At 72.2% G+C, this 19364-nt stretch carries 14 protein-coding genes; 6 read left to right on the top strand and 8 right to left on the bottom strand.

Going from position 1 to position 19364, the window contains the following annotated elements; translation table 11 throughout:
• Positions 1–35: 35 nt before the first annotated feature.
• Both KME79_RS42210 and KME79_RS45940 read right to left on the bottom strand, forming a co-directional pair.
• Positions 36–626: a DUF5998 family protein gene (locus KME79_RS42210; RefSeq protein ID WP_219551811.1), complete on the bottom strand. Its 591-nt coding sequence runs from the start codon at positions 624–626 to the stop codon at positions 36–38.
• 100 nt (positions 627–726) lie between these two features.
• Positions 727–3678 (bottom strand): GNAT family N-acetyltransferase, encoded by a 2952-nt coding sequence (locus KME79_RS45940; protein WP_308249245.1) that lies wholly within the window; start codon positions 3676–3678, stop codon positions 727–729.
• A gap of 172 nt (positions 3679–3850) precedes the next feature.
• On the opposite strand from KME79_RS45940, the gene KME79_RS42195 reads away from it, so the two are divergent.
• Positions 3851–4741, top strand: coding sequence for a carbohydrate kinase family protein (locus KME79_RS42195; protein WP_219551809.1), 891 nt, complete (start codon positions 3851–3853; stop codon positions 4739–4741).
• A gap of 367 nt (positions 4742–5108) precedes the next feature.
• On the opposite strand, the gene KME79_RS42190 is transcribed toward KME79_RS42195, so the two are convergent.
• Positions 5109–7196, bottom strand: a complete 2088-nt coding sequence (locus KME79_RS42190; protein WP_246641326.1) for a RecQ family ATP-dependent DNA helicase — start codon at positions 7194–7196, stop codon at positions 5109–5111.
• 79 nt (positions 7197–7275) lie between these two features.
• Between KME79_RS42190 and KME79_RS42185 the strand changes: the two genes are divergently transcribed.
• On the top strand, positions 7276–9765 hold the full coding sequence (locus KME79_RS42185; protein ID WP_219551807.1) for a DNA gyrase/topoisomerase IV subunit A: 2490 nt from the start codon (positions 7276–7278) through the stop codon (positions 9763–9765).
• 11 nt (positions 9766–9776) lie between these two features.
• Here the strand turns inward: KME79_RS42185 and KME79_RS42180 are convergent, their stop codons facing one another.
• Positions 9777–10277 carry a serine hydrolase gene (locus KME79_RS42180; protein ID WP_219551805.1) on the bottom strand — a complete coding sequence of 167 codons (501 nt, stop codon included), beginning with the start codon at positions 10275–10277 and terminating at the stop codon, positions 9777–9779.
• Between the two features lie 63 nt (positions 10278–10340).
• Positions 10341–11582: an FAD-dependent oxidoreductase gene (locus KME79_RS42175; RefSeq protein ID WP_219551803.1), complete on the bottom strand. Its 1242-nt coding sequence runs from the start codon at positions 11580–11582 to the stop codon at positions 10341–10343.
• A gap of 132 nt (positions 11583–11714) precedes the next feature.
• On the opposite strand from KME79_RS42175, the gene KME79_RS42170 reads away from it, so the two are divergent.
• The gene (locus KME79_RS42170; protein WP_308249244.1) at positions 11715–14756 is read left to right on the top strand and encodes a glycoside hydrolase family 3 N-terminal domain-containing protein; all 3042 of its coding nucleotides are present in this window, start codon (positions 11715–11717) and stop codon (positions 14754–14756) included.
• Here the strand turns inward: KME79_RS42170 and KME79_RS42165 are convergent.
• Entirely contained in the window at positions 14753–15121 is a 369-nt protein-coding gene (locus tag KME79_RS42165) for a VOC family protein (RefSeq protein WP_219551801.1), read from the bottom strand. The two genes, KME79_RS42170 and KME79_RS42165, sit on opposite strands and share 4 nt — an antisense overlap.
• A 41-nt stretch (positions 15122–15162) precedes the next feature.
• Between KME79_RS42165 and KME79_RS42160 the strand changes: the two genes are divergently transcribed.
• A complete protein-coding gene (locus KME79_RS42160; protein ID WP_219551799.1) occupies positions 15163–15726 on the top strand; it encodes a thioredoxin family protein in 564 nt (187 codons plus the stop codon).
• Positions 15727–15743: 17 nt separating this feature from the next.
• Here KME79_RS42160 and KME79_RS42155 read toward each other — a convergent pair whose 3' ends face one another.
• Complete coding sequence (locus KME79_RS42155; protein WP_148030169.1) at positions 15744–16094, bottom strand: hypothetical protein; 351 nt, start codon at positions 16092–16094, stop codon at positions 15744–15746.
• Positions 16095–16236: 142 nt separating this feature from the next.
• Between KME79_RS42155 and KME79_RS42150 the strand changes: the two genes are divergently transcribed.
• Positions 16237–16728 (top strand): beta-class carbonic anhydrase, encoded by a 492-nt coding sequence (locus KME79_RS42150; protein WP_148030168.1) that lies wholly within the window; start codon positions 16237–16239, stop codon positions 16726–16728.
• A gap of 15 nt (positions 16729–16743) precedes the next feature.
• On the opposite strand, the gene KME79_RS42145 is transcribed toward KME79_RS42150, so the two are convergent.
• Positions 16744–18810, bottom strand: coding sequence for a DNA gyrase/topoisomerase IV subunit B (locus KME79_RS42145; protein WP_148030167.1), 2067 nt, complete (start codon positions 18808–18810; stop codon positions 16744–16746).
• A 247-nt stretch (positions 18811–19057) separates the two neighbouring features.
• Between KME79_RS42145 and KME79_RS45935 the strand changes: the two genes are divergently transcribed.
• Positions 19058–19288 (top strand): DUF7455 domain-containing protein, encoded by a 231-nt coding sequence (locus KME79_RS45935; protein WP_148030166.1) that lies wholly within the window; start codon positions 19058–19060, stop codon positions 19286–19288.
• Positions 19289–19364: the final 76 nt, after the last annotated feature.

Genomic DNA, 19364 nt, shown 5'->3' with positions numbered 1-19364 from the left:
CGGCGTCGACGGCGTCTCGGGGTGGCGGAGCGCGGTCAGGCGGCGGCGCGGGCGGTGGCTTCGGAGAGGGCCTTGGCGAAGGCCAGGACGTGGGTGACCGCCTCGGGGCCGTCGGCCGCCTCGCTGACCCGGAGGGAGAGGTCGTCGGCGGTGATGGCGCCGGTGTAGCCGTGGTCGGCCTCGCAGTTCTCGTCGCCGCAGGTGGCGGGCTCGAGGTCGACGTGGGAGATGGCGCCCCACCCGATCGTGAGCGTCACCTCCGTCGGGGGGACGCCGGGGACGTACGACGCCGGCTCGGGGACCACCCGGGTGACCGCCACCGACTGGATGCGGCCGAGCTGGACGGCCTCGGTGGTCGTGGAGGCGTGCGCGGTCGAGACGCCCTCCACGGCGGGGTGCTCGTCGGTGTGGCACACCAGGAGCCTCGTGCCCGTCAGCACCAGGACGGTGACGTGCCTGCGCACCTCCATCGCGGGATCGAAGGTGGCCTCGTGGTGCACCACGAAGGCCGTGACGGCCTCCTTGCCCAGCGCGGATTCGACCGCATCGGTGACGAGGTCGGGATAGTAGCCGCTGCGCTCGATCGCTTCACGCAGGCCCGCGGCTGAGACTCGGGTTTCCCTCATGGATCCAGTTTGCCAGGGTCGCACAGTGCAACCACCCGCCGGATGTAACGCTCTATAACGTCTGCGCCACCGCGTACGGGAGCGCCGGAGCGGCCGGGAGCTAGCTGAGCCTGCGGGGGCCGCCGTCGAGGCGGGGGCCCGCGGGGGTGCGCAGGACGGCCCTGGCGTCGAGGATCGTCACGCCCTCCTCGCCCACGAGCACCTGGTCCAGGTCCAGCCTGGCCAGCTCCGGCAGGTCGTGGGCCAGGCGGCTCACCCTGACGAGCAGGTCCTCCAGGGCGTCCACCGCCACCGGCGGGTAACCGTACTCGCCGAACAGCAGCGGCGCGGCCCGCACCGAACGCACCAGCCCCGCCGCGTCCTCCCGGGTGAGCGGCGCCAGCCGGAAGCCCCGGTCGCGCAGCAGCCTGGCGGCCACCTCGCCCAGCCCGAACGACACGACAGGGCCGAACGCCGGGTCGTCGACGACGCTCACCACCGTCGGCACGGCCGGCTGTGGCGCCATCCGCTGGACGGCCAGCTCCACTCCGTCGCCGAGTTGCCGGGTGAACTCCTCGTACGCGTGCCGCACGGCGTCGGCGGTCGGCAGCCCGAGGCGTACCGTCCCCGCCCGGCGGGACGCTTCGGGGTCGGCCACCTTGAGCACGACCGGCCAGCCGAGCCGTTCGGCGGCCCGCGCGGCCTCGTCGGCCGAGCCGACCGCCTCGGCGGGCCAGACGGTCAGCCCGTAACAGGCGAGCAGCTCCGCGGCGTCGGCCTCCACCGGCGGCCCGGCCGCCGCGAAGTACGGAGCCCTCCCGCCTCCCGGCACGACCTCCGTAGCACCCGTCCGATAGGGGCTCCCGGACGGGCGGGGATGCGGTGTCCCTTCCGTATCACCGGACCGCACGACGGAACCGTCCTCCGGGGACACCCCGCCGGAGGCGCCGGCCGCATCCCCCTCCGCGGTGGACCCACCCCCCGCCGAAGATGGACGCGGGGCGGAGGAGTCCTCCAGAGGACCGTCCGCAGCGGAAGCGTCCGGCGAGCGCTTCCCACCTTCGGGAGACGCCTCGGCGGAGTCGGCCGTCTCGGGGGCGCCGGTGGTCTCAGGGTGTGCCGGTGGGAGGGCGCCCGCGAGTGTCTCGGTGGCGAGGGCGCGGACGCGGGCGGTGTCGACGTCCTCCAGTTCCGGGGGCGGCGCGGCCGGCTCGGCGCGCCAGCGGGCGTAGCGGACCGCCTGGGCGAGGGCGCGCACGGCTTCCTCGGGGGCCGCGTACGAGGGGATGGACCCGCGTTCCGGCGCGGGCCCGGCCCGCAGATGCGGATGCATGCCGAGATATCCCTCGAACGTGGCCAGCACGGGCTTCGACGCGCCCTTCGACACCCGCAGCAGCTCGGCCGCCACCCCGGCCGCGTCACCGGGGATGGGCGGCATGTAGATGACGACGGCCGCGTCCACCTCGGGTGAGGCCAGCTCGCCGGCGAGCCCCGTACCGAACTCGGACGGCCCCGCGGCCGCACCCAGGTTGACCGGCGGGCGCGGCGACAGACCGGCGGCGACGCAGGCGTCGGCGGCGAGCAGGCCGAGCGCGTCGGAGTTGGTGATCACGGCGACCCGCGGACCGGCGGGGAGCGGCTGGTAGGCCAGCAGCTGGCCGACGTCGAAGAGCTGGATCAGGTCGTCGACCCGGATCAGCCCCGCCTGCTCGAACAGCGAGCTGATCGCCGAGTCGGGCAGCCCCAGCTCCTGGGCGGAGTGGCCGGAGGGGGTGCCGCCGCTCTTGACCACCACGATCGGCTTGCTGCGGGAGATCCGCCTGGCCAGGCGGGTGAACTTGCGCGGGTTGCCCAGCGACTCGAGGTAGAGCAGGATCACCTCGGTCGCGTCGTTCTCCTCCCAATACTGCAACAGGTCGTTGCCCGACACGTCGGCCCGGTTGCCCGCGGAGACGAACGACGAGATGCCCATGCCCCGCTGCGCCACCCGCTGCAGCAGCGCGGTGCCGAGCGCGCCCGACTGGCTGAAGAAGCCGACCGTGCCGCGGCCGGGGACGGTGGCGGCGAGGGTGGCGTTGAGCTTGACGGCGGGGTCGGTGTTGGCGATGCCGAGACAGTTGGGGCCGACGACGCGCAGGCCGTGGGCACGGGCGATGCGGGCCAGCTCGTCCTGCCTGGCGCGGCCCTCCTCGCCCAGCTCGCCGAAGCCGGAGGAGACCACGACCAGCCCGTGCACGCCCTTGGCGGCGCACTCCTCGACGACGTCCAGCACGCTGCCGGCCGGCACCGCCACCACGGCCAGGTCGACCTCGTCGTCGATGGCGCCGATGCCCGGGTACGCGCGCACGCCCGCCACGGCGCGCGCCTCGCGGTGCACGGGATAGACGGGGCCGGTGAAGTCGGCGGCGAGCAGGTTGCGCAGCACGGTCTGGCCGACGCCGCCCGGCTCGCGTGAGACGCCGATGACGGCGACCGAGCCGGGGGCCAGCAGCCGGGCGATGGACCGGGCCTCGGCGCGGTGCTCGCGGGCCATGGTGACCTCGGTCGAGGTCTCGGTGGGGGTCAGGTCGAGGGTCATGCGGACCACGCCGTCGGCGAACCGGCTCTCGGCGGTGTAGCCGGCCTGGCGGAGCACGCCCATCATCTTCATGTTGGCGGGCAGCACGTCGGCGACGAAGCGCTCGATGCCTCGCTCGCGGGCCGTCGCCGCCAGGTGTTCGAGCAGCACCGAGGCCACTCCCCTGCCCTGGTGGGCGTCCTCGACCAGGAACGCCACCTCCGCCTCGCCCGGCCCGGTGCGGTCGTAGCGGATGACGGCCACCATGTCGGCCCCGATCGTGGCGATCAGGGCGACCCGGCCGACGTAGTCGACGTTGGTGAACCACCGCACCTCGCGGTCGGACAGCCGCGGCCGCGGCCCGAAGAACCGGAAGTAGATGGACTCGTCGGACAGCCGCGAGTAGAAAGCGCGCAGCCGGTCTGCGTCGGCGGGCCTGATGGGGCGCAGGTGAGCAGTGCCGCCGTCGGCCAGGACGACATCCGCTTCCCAGTGAGCGGGATATTGTGCCTCCACAGTCCCGAGACTAAACCCCCATCCCACATGCCAAGAATCCCCGGCCCGATTGGGCAACGGATGTGCATCGACTCAGGCCGGGTGTCGGGGGTCCGCCCCACGAGCAGCCCCGAAGCTGTTAGTTTTGCCGTGGCCAGGCTCGATCTGTAGCAGCAAGCAAGGTGGTGGCATCATGACGCGGGTCGTCGTGGTGGGCGATCTCATGACCGACGCGGTGGCGCGCGCCCGTTATGCGCTCGCCAGAGCGAGCGACACACCCGCGGTCGTGACCATGCACGGAGGCGGTTCGGGCGCCAACATCGCCTCGTGGCTGGCGGTCGAGGGCGCGGAGGTGGCCTACATCGGCCGCCGCGGCGCCGACATCACCGGCCGTAACCGCGACATGGAGCTGATGGGCTACGGCGTCGACGCCCGGCTCGTCATGGACCCGGAGCGTCCCACCGGCACCTGCGTGGTGCTCGTGACGCACAAGGGCGAGCGCACCATGCTCTCCGACCCCGGCGCCAACGCGGCGCTGGCCCCCGAGGACCTGCCGCGCGACCTGTTCGGCGGCGGCCACCTCCACCTGTCCGGCTACACGCTGATCAACGAGGGCTCGCGCGAGGCCGGTCTCGCCGCGCTCGACATGGCGCGCCGCGCGGGGATGTCGATCTCCGTCGACTGCGCCTCCGCGGCGCCGCTGGAGCGTACGGGCGCGGAGCCGTTCCTGGAGTGGACGGGCGGCGCCAAGCTGCTGTTCGCCAACGCCGACCAGGCCAAGGTGCTGACCGGCCGCGACGATCCCGAGGCGGCGGCCAAGGTGCTGACCGCGTGGTTCCCGCAGGTCGTGATCAAGATGAACGCCGAGGGCGCGCTGTGGTACGGCAACGGCCGCCCCGAGCCGGTGCGGGCGCCGGCCGAGCCGGTCGACCGCATCGTCGACGGCACGGGCGCGGGCGACGCGTTCTGCGCCGGGTTCCTGCCGGCGTGGCTGGCGGGCAAGCCCCCGGCGGAGTCCCTGAGCGCCGGCTGCAGCCTGGCCTCCAAGGCCATCGTGCACCTCGGCGCCCGCCCGCGCCTCTAGCGGGCCGCGCCTCTAACGGGTCCTGTCTCAGACGGGCCGCGCCTTTAGCAGGCCGCGCCTTCAGCGGGTCGCGCCTTCAGTTGGCCTTGCCAGCGTCCGTGACTGCCCGGCGATCCCCGGTCCGGCGCCGTACGAGACCCCCGGCTTTGGCGAGGGCGGCGTCTACCTGCGCGTTCAACGTCAGGCGAGCAGGTGACAGGCAACTGCCGCACACCGGACCACCAACGACGCCCGGGCGGCGCGGGCGCTTCCCACGAGAGGCTGAGGCGGCGCTCGCCGGGCTGGGCTGATCGGCAAAGCGTAGACCGCCGACCGGCGCGGACGCGCGCATCAGCCCCGCGTACGGGACAAGCCGGGCGCGCGCTGATCAGGATGTGACGGCCAGGGTCAGGGGGAGGACGGCCGGGGCGCCCGCGTGGCGGACCAGGGCGGCGCCGAGGGTCATGGTCCAGCCGGTGTCGACGCGGTCGTCGACCAGCAGCACCGGGCCGCCGCACGCCGCCACCGCGGCGCCCAGTTCCTTGGGCATGGCGAGCGTCGCCCGTACGGCCTGGACCCGCTTGGCGCTGTTGAACTGCCGGCCGGGTGGCCCCGACCGGTAGCCCAGCTCGCCGAGGTAGGTCAGGCGGCCGACCTGCGCGAGCCGTTCGCCGAAGGCGCGCACCAGCAGCGGCCTGGCCGAGGAGGGCACGCCGACCACGGCCACCGGCCGCTGCTCCCACTCCCAGGCGGACAGCACCTTGATCACGGCCGCGAACATGTCGTCGGGCATCGGCCCGTCGGGGCCCTGGAACAGGTCGCGCAGGCGGTTGCCCCAGCCGATGTCGGTCAGCCGGCCGAGGGCGCGTCCGGGCTCGGCGCGGAGCTCGGGCTTGATCTTGCCGGACAGGTCGGCCAGCCCCGTCGGCCACTGCTTGCGGGGGTCGATCTCCACGCCGGGCCGGGCCAGCCGCTCGCGGGCGCGCTCGACGGCCGGGGCGGCGATGCCGGGCGAGCGGTGGTGGCCGGTGCAGTTGTCGCAGCGGCCGCACGGCCCGGCGGCCTCGTCGTCGAGCAGCTCGCGCAGGTAGTGCTCGCGGCAGCGGTCGGTGGTGAGGTAGCCCAGCATGGCCTCCTGCTCGGCCCCGCGCTCGGCGGCGATGCGGGAGTAGCGCTCGGCGTCGTAGGCCCACGGCTCGCCGGTGGCCTCCCAGCCGCCCTTGACCCGGCGCACCGCGCCGTCGACGTCGAGCACCTTGAGCATCATCTCCAGGCGGCTGCGGCTCAGGTCGACGGCGGTCTCCAGGGCGGGGGTGGACATGACGCCCCGCTCCTCCAGCGTCTGGAGCACGGTGCGGACGACCGGCTCGGGCGGGAACGCGAGGGAGGCGAAATAGGCCCAGATGTCGCGGTCTTCGGCGCCGGGCAGCAGGATCACCTCGGCCCGCTCGACGCCGCGCCCGGCCCGGCCGACCTGCTGGTAGTAGGCGACCGGCGACTGCGGGGCGCCCACGTGGACGACGAACCCGAGGTCGGGCTTGTCGAAGCCCATGCCGAGCGCGCTCGTCGCCACCAGCGCCTTGATCTTGTTGGCGAGCAGCGCCTCCTCGGCCGCCAGCCGCTCGGCCGGCTCGGTCTGGCCGGAGTAGGCGGCCACCTCGTGGCCCTGGTCGCGCAGGTGGCCGGCGATCTCGTGGGCGGCGGCGACGGTGAGGGTGTAGACGATGCCGGAGCCGGGCAGCTCGTGCAGGGTCTGGGACAGCCAGGCCAGCCGCTGCTCGGCGCTCGGGAGCCTGACGACGCTCAGGTGGAGGCTCTCGCGCTCCAGCGGCCCGCGCAGGACCAGGGTGTCCTCGCCCATCTGCTCGGCGACGTCGCGGGTGACGCGGGCGTTGGCCGTGGCGGTGGTGGCGAGCACCGGGATGCCGGGCGGCAGCTCCTCGAACAGCGTGGCCAGGCGGCGGTAGTCGGGGCGGAAGTCGTGGCCCCAGTCGGAGATGCAGTGGGCCTCGTCGACCACGACCAGGCCGGCGCTCTCGGCCAGCTCGGGCAGGACGTTGTCGCGGAAGTCGGGGTTGTTGAGCCGCTCGGGGCTGACCAGGAGCACGTCGACCTGGCCGGCGGCGACCTCGCCGTAGACCTCCTCCCACGCCTCGGGGTTGGCCGAGTTGATCGTCACGGCGCGGATGCCGGCGCGTTCGGCGGCGGCGATCTGGTTGCGCATGAGGGCGAGCAGCGGCGAGACGATGACCGTGGGCCCCTCGCCCAGCTCGCGCAGCAGGGCGGTGGCCACGAAGTAGACCGCGGACTTGCCCCAGCCGGTGCGCTGCACGACGAGCACCCGGCGCCGGTCGACGACGAGCGCCTCGATGGCGGTCCACTGGTCGTCACGCAACCGGGCGTGCTCGCCCGCCAGCGCCCGCAGCTTCTCCTCGGCCTCTTCGCGCAGCATCGCCGCGTCGGGGGCGTCAATCATGGGTTCCTTGTTACCAGGTCCGGCCGACGATTCCGAGCCGGGGCGATGGAGTCGCACGCACCCTCTTTTCTTCGGCACAATGTTCGACATGGCCCGACGCAGCACCGCACCCCCTCCCGAGGACTTCGAGGAGCGCATCGTCGACATCGACGTGTCGTCCGAGATGCGCACGAGCTTCCTCGAGTACGCCTATTCCGTCATCTACCAGCGGGCGCTGCCCGACGCCCGCGACGGCCTCAAGCCGGTGCAGCGGCGCATCCTCTACTCGATGAGCGAGATGGGCCTGCGGCCCGACCGGGGGCACGTCAAGTCGTCCCGCGTGGTCGGCGACGTCATGGGCAAGCTCCACCCGCACGGCGACAGCGCCATCTACGACGCGCTGGTGCGGCTGGCGCAGCCGTTCTCGATGCGGCTGCCGCTGGTCGACGGCCACGGCAACTTCGGCTCGCCCGACGACCTGCCGGCGGCCATGCGTTACACCGAGGCCAGGCTGGCCCCGGCGGCGATGCTCATGGTGGAGTCGATCGACGAGGACACCGTCGACTTCAAGCCCAACTACGACGGGCAGGAGACGGAGCCGACGGTCATGCCGTCGGCGTTCCCCAACCTGCTGGTCAACGGCACCACCGGCATCGCGGTCGGCATGGCGACCAACATGGCGCCGCACAACCTGACCGAGGTCGTCGCCGCCGCCCGCCATCTGATCAAGAAGCCGGCGGCGACGCTCGACGAGCTGATGAAGTTCGTGCCCGGGCCCGACCTGCCGACCGGCGGCACCATCATCGGCCTGCAGGGCGTCCGAGACGCCTACGAGACCGGGCGCGGCACCTTCCGCATGCGGGCCACCTGCACGGTCGAGCAGATCACCCCGCGCCGCAAGGGCATCGTCGTCACCGAGCTGCCCTACAACGTCGGCCCCGAGCGCGTGGTCACCAAGATCAAAGAGCTGGTGACCAGCAAGAAGCTGCAGGGCATCGCCGATCTCAAGGACCTCACCGACCGGCACAAGGGCCTGCGCCTGGTCATCGAGATCAAGAACGGCTTCATCCCCGAAGCGGTGCTGGAGGAGCTCTACCGGCTGACGCCGATGGAGGAGACCTTCGGCATCAACAACGTCGCGCTGGTCGACGGTGAGCCGCGCACGCTCGGCCTGCGCGAGCTGCTCCAGGTGTACGTGAACCACCGGCTGGAGGTCGTCCGGCGGCGCTCGGAGTTCCGGCGCCGCAAGCGCGAGGACCGGCTCCACCTGGTCGACGGCCTGATCGTCGCGCTGCTCAACATCGACGAGGTCATCCAGGTGATCCGCGCGTCCGACGACTCGGCGCAGGCGCGCGAGCGGCTGATGAGCGTGTTCGACCTGACCGAGGTGCAGGCCTCCTACATCCTCGACACGCCGCTGCGCCGCCTGACCCGCTACGACAAGCTGGAGCTCGACCGCGAGAAGGAGACGCTCACCGAGGAGATCGCCGAGCTGACCGCGATCCTCTCGTCGGAGACGCGGCTGCGCCAGGTGGTCTCCGGCGAGCTGGCCGAGGTGTCGAAGAAGTACGGCACGCCGCGCCGCACCGAGCTGCGTGAGGCCTCCGGGCAGACCCGCACCCCGGTGGTGTCGCTGCAGGTGGCCGACGACCCGTGCCTGGCGCTGCTGTCGTCCACGGGCCTGCTGGCGCGCACCGCCGACGCCGAGCCGCTGGCGGCCGAGGGCGGCCGTTCGCCGCACGACGTGCTGGTCTCCGCCGTCCGCACGAGCGTGCGGGGCGAGGTGGGGGTGGTGACGTCGCAGGGCCGGCTCATCCGCGTCCAGGTGGTCGACCTGCCGACGCTGCCTGCCTCGGCCGCCCCGCCGACCCTGTCGGGCGGGCATCCGGTCTCCGAGTTCGTGTCGCTGGAGCCCGGCGAGACCGTGGTGGGGCTGGGTTCGCTCGACCCGTCGGGGCCGGGCCTGGCGCTCGGCACGGCGCAGGGCGTGATCAAGCGGGTGGTGCCCGAATACCCCGCCAACCGCGACGACTTCGAGGTGATCACGCTCAAGGACGGCGACACGGTGGTGGGCGCCGTCGAGCTGGAGTCCGAGGAGCACGACGTGGTGTTCATCACGTCCGAGGCCCAGTTGCTGCGTTTCCCGGCGTCGCTGGTCAGGCCGCAGGGGCGGCCGGCGGGCGGCATGGCGGGCGTCCGCCTCGACGGCGCCGCGCGGGTGATCTGGTTCGGCGTGGTCGACCCGTCCAGGCCCGCCCGGGTGGTGACGGTGGCGGGCTCGTCCACCGCGCTTCCCGGCACGCAGATCGGCGGCGGCAAGGTGTCCGACTACGCCGACTTCCCGGCCAAGGGCCGGGCCACGGGCGGGGTACGCGCCCAGCGGTTCCTGAAGGGCGAGGACGTGCTGCTGCTGGCCTGGGCGGGCCCGGCACCGGCCAGGGCGGTCTCCCCGGTGGGCAAGCCGGTGCCGCTGCCCGAGGAGCTCGGCCGCCGCGACGGCTCCGGGGTCCGTCTCACTCACACCATCGGCGCCGTCGGCGGCGCCCTGGCCTCCGCTCCCGCGCCCGCCTCCGCGACGCCGGAAGGCTGAGCGGGCCCATGTCACCCGTCCCGGTCTCCGGGGCGGGTCTCACGGGCGCGTGCCAGGAGGCCCAGGGTCAGGTCCGGCTCCAGGTCCTCGAAGTTCCACGCTCCCCGCCGGTAGGCGTGGTTGCTGACCCAGAAGGCCATCGTGCCGTCGCCCGGGGACAGCGCGTAGTTCGCCGGCGACCATCCGTTGCCGCCGTCGTGCCAGGCGATCCGGCCGTCGCCGGTGCCGCGGATGTTCCAGCCGTACGCGTACGACTCGTCCGAGTCCGGCACCGGCGCGTACGCGGTCAAGAGCTTCTTCCTGGCGCCCGCCGGCAGGACGGCGTCGCCGGTCAGCGCGCGGTGCCAGCGGAACAGGTCACGTGCGGTCGACAGCATGCCGCCGTTGCCCCGCAGGTTCCAGTGCGGGCCGTCGGCCCCACCGCGGCGATCCGGGGACGCCTGCGCCGGGCCGCCGTGGTGGCAGCCGCGCTGATCATGTCCTTCGCCGGGGGTGCCGCGTTCGCGGCGCATGCCGGGGGCGAGACGACAGCGACCGAGGAGACGGTGATCCTCGGTCCGTGAGCTCATGCCTGCTCACGTACCCGTCGAGGTCTTCTCGGGCAGGCGGCGGGCGAAGGCGGGGGCGCGTTCGGGGCGCGGGCCGACGCCGATGAGGTACGCCGGGACGTACGAGAGAGCCGGGAAGCGGCGCATGAGCCACACCAGCGGCCTGGGCGGCCCCGACCAGGTGCCCTGGATGACCCGCAGGGTGAACGCCCGGTGCAGCAGCCGCTGGAGGGTCTGCACGGCCACTGTCGGCATGAGGCGGCGGGCGCGGACGCGGGCGAGCGCCGCGGGCGTGGGCCGCCCTTTGCGCAGGGGTCCGGCCAGGAGCGTCGCGGCGGCGACCGCGTCCTGGACCGCCAGGTTGATGCCGACGCCGCCGACCGGCGACATGGCGTGGGCCGCGTCGCCGATGCACAGCAGCCCGTCGGCGTGCCAGCGGGTCAGCCGGTTGAGCCGGACGTCCAGGTGCTTGACATCGTCCATCGAGGTCAGCTCGTCCACCTCGCCGGCCAGCGCGGGCACCGCCGCGGCGATCTCGCGGCGGAGCGGTCCGAGCCCGCGGGCGCGGAACTCGCGGTCGTGCCCCTTGGGGCCGAGGTAGCCGACCTGGAAGTGGGTCTCGCGGGGCAGGACGATGAGCAGGCGGTCGCCCACGACGCGCGGGACGAGCGCCCCGATGCCGTTCTCCCGGTCGCGCGGCAGCCGGAACCACCACACGTCGAAGGGCACCCCGTACTCCTTGACCCGCAGACCGGCCCCACGGCGGGCGAGGGACCAGCGGCCGTCGCAGGCCAGGGTCAGGTCGGCGCGGATCTCCCCGTCCTGCCCGCCGGCGGTGCGGTAGCGCACCCCGGCGATCCGCCCGCCCTCGTGGATGAGACCGGTGACCTCGGTGCGCATCCGCAGGGTGAAGCCGGGCTCCTCGCGGGCGGCCCCGGCCAGCAGGTTCAGCAGGTCCCACTGCGGGACCATGGCGATGTACGGGCGGCGGACCCTGAGCCGCGACAGGTCTCCGATGACCACCGGCCCGTCGGCGGCCGGGAACGCGATCTCGGTGATGTGATACTGGGGCAGCCGGTCGAACCGGTCGCCCAGGCCCAGGTCGTCGAGCAGGGCGAGCGTCGACGGGTGGACGGTGTCGCCCCTGAAGTCCCGCAGGAAGTCGGCGTGCTTCTCCAGCACCGTCACCCGCACGCCCGCCCGGGCGAGCAGCAGCCCGGCGACCATGCCGGCGGGGCCGCCCCCGATGATGACGCAGTGTCCGGTCATCGCTCTCACCAGATTTCATCAATCGTTGAATAAGGCCATCTTGCGCCTCTGGTTCACTCTCGTCAAGAAACGTCTGTTATGAACCACGGCCCGTGTCCGATCTCTTGGAGAGAGCGCTCTCTGGGAGGTTCAGTGATCCGATTAAGAACTCCACTGTGGGCCGCGGCGGCCGTGCTCGCCTCGCTCCTGGTGGCACCACCCGTGCAGGCGTCCGCCGAGCCGCACACCGTGACCGACTTCGAGTCCGCCACCCTGCCGCCCGGCGTGACCGGCTGGGGCAACGACGCGGCCTCCACCCCCACGCTCACCGTGACCCCCGCCGACGACCGTCCGGGCGCGGCGGCGGGCAACCGGGCGTTGAGCACCGTCTACACGGTCAGCCAGTGGGGCGGCTGGTCGCACGACCTGACCGCCGCCCAGGACTGGTCACCGTACGAGGGATTCTCGTTCTGGGTGAAGGGCGCGGGCACCGGCCAGCGCGTCTTCTTCGAGGTCAAGGACGGAGGCGGCGGCGCGGGCAGCGCTGAGCTGTTCGAGTCCTCGTTCACCGACGACACCGCCGGCTGGCGGCAGGTCAGCGTGCCGTTCGCGGACTTCACCCGCCGCGCCGACTACCAGCCGGGCGGCTCGCCCACCGACGGCGAGCTGGACCTGATCGCCATGTGGGGCTACTCGATGCGGCTCCCCGCCGCCTCGTCGGGCACGCTGCTCTGGGACGACGTCCAGGTGTACGGGACGGCGCCGCCCCGGCCGGTCCGGCTCGCCACCGACGAGCCGGTCTACCCGGTCAAGGAGCGCGGCTCGGCCGAGGTGCGGGTGTCCGTCAGCACGGCCACCGGCGGGCCGCTCCCCTCGGACCTGACCGTGCGCTACGCCACCGGCGCCGGCACCGCCACGCCCGGCGAGGACTACACCCCCGCCGCGGGCACGCTCACCTTCCCGGCGGGCACCCCCTCGGGCACGGCCAGGTCGTTCCTGGTCAGGACCAAGGGCGACCGCGACGCCGAGGTGGCCGAGACCATCCCGATCCTGCTGTCGGGCGAGGGCGTCAGGCCGCCGGCCGAGAACCCGGTCGTCGTCATCGACGCGCACGGCCTGCCGTACCTGGACGAACGCAGGCCCGTCAGGCAGCGGGTGGCCGACCTGCTCGGCCGGATGACGCTGGAGGAGAAGGCCGGGCAGATGACGCAGGCCGAGCGCGGCGCGCTCGGCAGCCAGAACGACATCGCCGCCTACCTGCTCGGCTCGCTCCTGTCGGGCGGCGGTTCCACGCCGGCCACCAACACGCCCGAGGCGTGGGCGGACATGATCGACGGCTTCCAGCTCCGCGCCCGGCAGACCCGGCTGCAGATCCCGCTCATCTACGGCGTGGACGCGGTGCACGGCCACAACAACGTGGTCGGGGCGACGATCTTCCCGCACAACGTCGGGCTGGGCGCCGCCCGCGACCCCGCCCTCACCGAGCGGACCGGGAAGATCACCGCACGCGAGGTGAAGGCGACCGGCGTCCCGTGGAACTTCTCGCCGTGCCTGTGCGTGTCCCGCGACGACCGGTGGGGCCGCGCGTACGAGTCCTTCGGCGAGGACCCCGCGCTGGTGAAGCGGATGGCGACGATCATCGACGGGATGCAGGAGAACGGCGTCCTGGCCACCGCCAAGCACTACGTCGGCGACGGCGGCACCACGTACGGCTCGTCCACGACCGGGAACTACACCATCGACCAGGGCGTCACCGAGGTGAGCCGGGCCGAGCTGGAGGCGATCCACCTGTCGCCGTTCGCCGAGGCGGTCGAGCGTGAGGTGGCGACGGTCATGCCGTCGTTCTCCAGCGTGGACTCCGGCGACGGGCCGCTGAAGATGCACGCGCACCGGGAGCTGATCACGGACGTGCTGAAGGGCCGGCTCCGGTTCAAGGGGTTCGTGGTCAGCGACTGGCAGGCGATCGACCAGATCCCCGGCGACTACGCGAGCGACGTGCGGACCTCGGTCAACGCCGGGCTGGACATGATCATGGTGCCGTACGCGTACCAGGAGTTCGTCGGCGCGCTGAAGGCCGAGGTGCGGGCCGGGCGGATCCCGATGTCGCGGATCGACGACGCGGTCGCCAGAATCCTCACCCAGAAGTTCGAGGCGGGCCTGTTCGAGCGCCCGTACGCGGACCGGTCACGGCTGGCCGAGGTGGGCTCGCCCGCGAACCGCGAGGTGGCCCGTGAGGCCGCCGCCCGCTCGCAGGTGCTGCTGAAGAACGACGGCGGCCTGCTGCCGCTGGACCGGGACGCCCGCGTGTACGTGGCGGGCTCGAACGCCGACGACATCGGCAACCAGTCCGGCGGCTGGACCATCACCTGGCAGGGCTCGTCCGGGCCGATCACGCCCGGCACCACGATCCTGTCGGCGATCCGGAAGCGCGCCCCGTCCGTCACCTACTCGCGCGACGCCTCGGCGCCGCTCGACGGGCACGACGTGGGCGTGGTGGTCGTCGGCGAGACCCCGTACGCGGAAGGCCAGGGTGACGTGGGCGTCAACGGGCGCACGCTGAACCTGACCGGCGCGGACCGGGCCGCGATCGACCGGGTGTGCGGGGCGATGGACTGCGTGGTGCTGGTCGTCTCCGGCCGGCCGCTGCTGCTCGGCGACCTGTCGCGGGTGGAGGCCGTGGTGGCGGCCTGGCTGCCGGGCACCGAGGGCGACGGCGTGGCCGACCCGCTGTTCGGCGCGGTCCCGTACACCGGGCGGCTGCCGTTCACCTGGTTCCGCGGCGAGGAGCAGGTGCCGATCAACGTCGGCGACGCCTCCTACGACCCGCTCTACCCGTACGGGTGGGGGCTGCGCACGGACTCCGGCCGCGACCGGCTCAAGAAGGTACGCGACCGGCTGCTCAAGGGCGACGGACCGGCGAAGGCAGCGGCGGCGGCGCTGACCCCGGCGCTCCGTCCCGGCAACTGGCACCCCGGCGGCACCATCCGGAGCACCGCGGCCGTCCAGAGTGCGGCGGCGCTGCTCGAACGGTCGCGCAGCGCCACCTTCCAGCAGGGTGACACGGTCGTCTCGGTGGCCAGGGACGCCGCCCAGGCGGCCGGCAAGCGGTTCGACCTGCAGGCGCGGGCGGACCACGAGCTGGCCTCCGGCGACCTGAGCGAGGCGGTGGAACTGCTGGCGCGCTCGGCCCGCTAGACCGTCAGGCAGAACGGGTGTCCGGCCGGGTCGAGGAAGACCCTGAAAGCGTCGTCCTCACTCGGCTGGACCTCCGCCTTGGTCGCGCCGATCTCCAGCACCCGCTTCTCCGCGTCGTCGAGATCGTCCACCAGAACGTCGAGGTGCAGCTGCTGCGGCCGCTCCCCCTCCGGCCACATCGGCGGCCGGTAGTCCTCCACCAGCTGGAACGCCAGCCGGTCCGGCGATCGCCCGTCGCTCACCACCACCCAGCCGTCGTCCTCGTCCGTGATCGGCCAGCCGAGCAGGCGCGAGTAGAACCGGGCCAGAGCCGACGGGTCCGGGCAGTCGAACACCGTCGACCGGAACCGGGCGATGCCTTCCATGGATTCACCTCCGACAGGGACGACCGGCGACAATGGGAGACATGGCTGCGCATTCGTTCATGGTTCCGCTCGGCACACCCGCACCGCACTTCGACCTGACGGCCGTCGACGGCGGCAATGTGTCCCTCGCCGACCTCGAAGGCTCCCCCGCCACCCTCGTGATCTTCCTGTCGAACCACTGCCCCTACGTCCGCCACATCGAGCACGGGCTCGGGCAGCTGACCGCCGAATACGGCTCCCGCCTTTCGGTCGTCGCGATCTGCAGCAACGACAGCGTGAACTACCCCGACGACGATCCCACACACCTGGCCGAGCAGGCGGCCAGGGCCGGCTTCACCTTCCCCTACCTGCTCGACGACACGCAGGAGGTGGCCAAGGCCTACCGCGCGGCCTGCACGCCCGACTTCTTCCTGTACGACGCCGCTCTGAAGCTGGCCTACCGGGGCGAGTTCGACGGCGCAAGGCCGGGCAACAAGGTCCCGGTGACTGGCTCCTCGCTCCGGGCCGCCGTCGACGCGCTGCTGGCCGGCAAACCCGTCGAGGACGACCAGACGCCGTCGCTGGGCTGCGGCATCAAGTGGAAGCCGGGCAACGAACCGGCCTGAGGAGCCGGGGGCGCCCATCAGCAGGGTCTGGTGCCGTGCTCCTGGTCGCGCCGTCCGGCGGCGGCGGTGATCGCCGCCGGGAGCGACAGGAGGAGCTCGTGCGGCTCGGCTCCCTCCCACGTGCGCACGAGCCGGGTGCCGGCCTCGCCGGGGTCGAACGCCTCGCAGCCGAGCGGCCCGTAGCAGCCGGCCTGGTCGAGCATGAGGATCAGCGGGTCGTCGTCGGCCAGCCCGCCGGCGTAGGCGGCGGCGTCGAGCAGGGCCAGCGTGCGCCTGGCGTTGCGTCCGCCGTCGTCGGACTCCACTCGATCCAGACAGCGCCGGGCCTGGGCACGGAGATACGCGGCAAGCGATTCGGACCTGCTCAAGACGACCTTCTTCGATCATGCGCACAATGGGCTACGGAATCATCACGCAAAGTTAGCAGTGATCGCGTGAGCTTGCTCACCTCCGGCGAATTCGTGGCCCCCGGACGCATCGACGAAACGGTCATGGGGGATCATCTTTGGCATGGATGCGTTCGACGACCTCTTTGCCGCCAACGCCGAGTTCGCCCGCACCTTCCGCGGGTCCGACCTGACCGGGCGCGCGGCACGTGGGCTGGCAGTCGTCACCTGCATGGACTCGCGTATCGACCCGCTCGGCCTGCTGGGGCTGGAGCCGGGCGACGCGAAGATCCTCAGGAACGCCGGCGCGCGGGTCACCGACGACGTCCTGCGTACGCTCGTGCTGGCGGTCTACCTGCTGGGGGTGGAGCGGGTGCTGGTCATGCCGCACACCGACTGCGGCATGACCAAGGCCACCGACGCGGACGTGCACCAGCTGACCCGTGACCAGGGCGTGGACACCCGGAGCCTGGAGTTCCACATGGTGCCGGACCAGACCGAGGCTCTCGTGCACGACCTGACCCGCATCACGTCGTCACCGTTCCTGCCGGCGGGCATGCCGGTCGTGGGCGCCGTCTACGACGTGAAGACGGGCCGCCTGATCCCGCTCGGCTGACCCCCGGGCGCGCGGTCAGGCGTCGATGTGGTCGCGGTCGACCTCGGCGGCGCTCTTGACGATGAACTCGCGGCGCGGGGCCACGTCGCTGCCCATCAGCAGGCTGAAGATCTGCTCCGCCTCCTCGGCGGCCTCGATGCGGACGCGGCGCAGGATGCGGTGGCGCGGGTCCATGGTGGTCTCGGCCAGCTGGTCGGCGTCCATCTCGCCGAGGCCCTTGTAGCGCTGGACCGGGTCCTTCCAGCGCTTGCCGCGCCGCTCCAGGTCGCGCAGCACCTTGTGCAGCTCGGCGTCGGAGTAGCAGTAGATGTACTTGTCCTTGCCGCGCCCGGGGTTGGTCAGCTCGATGCGGTGGAGCGGGGGAACCGCGGCGAAGACCCTGCCCGCCTCCACCATGGGCCGCATGTAGCGGTGGAAGAGCGTGAGCAGCAGGCAGCGGATGTGGGCGCCGTCGACGTCGGCGTCGGCCATGAGGATGATCTTGCCGTAGCGGGCGGCGTCGATGTCGAAGGAGCGGCCGGAGCCGGCGCCGACGACCTGGATGATGGCGGCGCACTCGGCGTTCTTCAGCATGTCGCTGACGGACGCCTTCTGCACGTTGAGGATCTTGCCGCGGATCGGCAGCAGGGCCTGGAACTCGGAGTCGCGGGCCAGCTTGGCGGTGCCTAGGGCGGAGTCGCCCTCGACGATGAACAGCTCGCTGCGGTCGACGTCGTCGCTGCGGCAGTCGACGAGCTTGGCGGGCAGCGCGGAGTTCTCCAGTGCGCTCTTGCGGCGCTGGTTCTCGCGGTGCTCGCGGGCGGCGATGCGGGCCTTGGCTGCGGCGACGATCTTCTCCAGCACCGCGCGCAGCGGCTGCTTGTAGCCGCGCGGCGGATTGTCGAACAGCTCCTTGAGATCGCGGCTGACGACGTGGGAGACGATGCGGGCGGCGGCGGAGGTGCCGAGGACCTCCTTGGTCTGGCCCTCGAACTGCGGCTCCGGCACGCGGACGGTGACGACCGCGGTGAGCCCTTCGAGGATGTCTTCCTTGGTGACGGGGTCGTCGCCGTTCTTGAGCAGGCGGGTCTCGCGGAGCTGCTCGTTGATCGTGCGGACGAGGCCGCGCTCGAAGCCGTTGACGTGGGTGCCGCCCTTGGGGGTGGCGATCACGTTGACGAAGGAGCGGACCGTGGACTCGTACCCCTTGCCCCAGCGCACGGCCACGTCGACGCTGAGCTCGCGCTGGACCTCGGTGGAGGTCATGTGGCCCTGGTCGTCGAGGACGGGCACGGTCTCGCGGAAGTGGCCCACGCCCTGCAGCCGCAGCACGTCGCAGACGGCCTCGTCGCGGGCGAGGAACTCGGTGAACTCGGAGATGCCGCCCTCGAAGCGGAACTCGTCGCGGACCTGCTCCTCGTGGCGGCTGTCGACGACGGCGAGGGTGAGGCCGGGCACCAGGAAGGCGGTCTGGCGCAGCCGGACGTGGATCTCGTCGAGCGACACCTCGGCGTCGGGCAGGAAGATCTGCTTGTCGGCCCAGAAGCGCACGCGCGTGCCGGTGACCTTCTCGGGCAGCTTGCCGCCGTCGCGCAGGCCGGACTTCTTCTTGAACTTGGCGGTCGGCTCCGGCCCGTCGAACACGCCGGGCACGCCGCGCCTGAAGCTCATCTCGTGGACCTTGCCGTCGCGGTCGACCTGGATGTCGAGCCGCGCCGACAGGGCGTTGACCACGGAGGCGCCGACGCCGTGGAGGCCGCCCGAGGCGGTGTAGGAGCCGCCGCCGAACTTGCCGCCCGCGTGGAGCTTGGTGTAGACCAGCTCGACGCCCGCCAGGCCGCTCTTGGGCTCGACGTCGACGGGGATGCCGCGGCCGTTGTCGCGCACCTCGATGGAGCCGTCGGCGTGGAGCTCGACCTCGATGCGGTCGCAGTGGCCGCCCAGCGCCTCGTCGACGCCGTTGTCGACGATCTCCCAGAGGCAGTGCATGAGCCCCCGGCTGTCGGTGGATCCGATGTACATCCCCGGGCGCTTGCGGACGGCCTCGAGGCCCTCGAGCACCGAGAGGTGCCGAGCCGTGTAACCCGCCTCCACTACCGTCACTCCAGCCCTCCGGGTCTATAGTTCGAACACGTGTGCGTAGCTTACCGTTCTTCCCTTACGCACGCGTACAAGCTTGCCATGGCGCCATGTTTGCCGTTACCAGCAGGGTGATCCCCATTACTTTCGGACACATTCCGCTCTGGGCGTAGAGACCTGTGGGTTGGGAACGTCCACGTCCGGTTAGATGTTGTTCCAAGTGACTGACGCCAGATCCTCGCTTCGGCGGGGGTGACCCGAAAGGCGATACGTGACTGGAGCTCTTGCCCCCGTTAAGCCGCTGACGGCCCTCGACCGCTGCGACCGTTGCGGTGCCCAGGCGTACATTCGCGCGACCCTGCCGGTAGGTGGGGAGTTGCTGTTCTGCGCCCACCATGGGCGTAAGCACATCGCGGCGCTGCGCGAGAAGGGCGCTGACATCCTGGACGAGTCGGCACGTCTCAGCGAAACACCGAAGATAAGCCCCAACGACGAGCGCTGACGTGCTCGCCGTGATGACATAACCACATATATCTCGACAAGACGGCGATCCCGGCTCGACCGGGATAGATCGGAAG

This window comes from Nonomuraea harbinensis, from assembly GCF_019396385.1.
Classification (GTDB): Bacteria; Actinomycetota; Actinomycetes; order Streptosporangiales; family Streptosporangiaceae; genus Nonomuraea; species Nonomuraea ferruginea.
The sequence above is the reverse complement of the archived record's forward strand: the minus strand, read 5'-3'. Positions and strand labels throughout refer to the sequence as shown.

Excerpts from the sequence above, each read along its gene's own strand:
- KME79_RS42210 (WP_219551811.1), bottom strand. The coding sequence starts at position 626 with ATGAGGGAAACCCGAGTCTCAGCCGCGGGCCTGCGTGAAGCGATCGAG.
- KME79_RS42195 (WP_219551809.1), top strand. The coding sequence starts at position 3,851 with ATGACGCGGGTCGTCGTGGTGGGCGATCTCATGACCGACGCGGTGGCG.
- KME79_RS42190 (WP_246641326.1), bottom strand. The coding sequence starts at position 7,196 with ATGATTGACGCCCCCGACGCGGCGATGCTGCGCGAAGAGGCCGAGGAG.
- KME79_RS42185 (WP_219551807.1), top strand. The coding sequence starts at position 7,276 with ATGTTCGACATGGCCCGACGCAGCACCGCACCCCCTCCCGAGGACTTC.
- KME79_RS42180 (WP_219551805.1), bottom strand. The coding sequence starts at position 10,277 with ATGCGCCGCGAACGCGGCACCCCCGGCGAAGGACATGATCAGCGCGGC.
- KME79_RS42175 (WP_219551803.1), bottom strand. The coding sequence starts at position 11,582 with ATGACCGGACACTGCGTCATCATCGGGGGCGGCCCCGCCGGCATGGTC.
- KME79_RS42165 (WP_219551801.1), bottom strand. The coding sequence starts at position 15,121 with ATGGAAGGCATCGCCCGGTTCCGGTCGACGGTGTTCGACTGCCCGGAC.
- KME79_RS42160 (WP_219551799.1), top strand. The coding sequence starts at position 15,163 with ATGGCTGCGCATTCGTTCATGGTTCCGCTCGGCACACCCGCACCGCAC.
- KME79_RS42150 (WP_148030168.1), top strand. The coding sequence starts at position 16,237 with ATGGATGCGTTCGACGACCTCTTTGCCGCCAACGCCGAGTTCGCCCGC.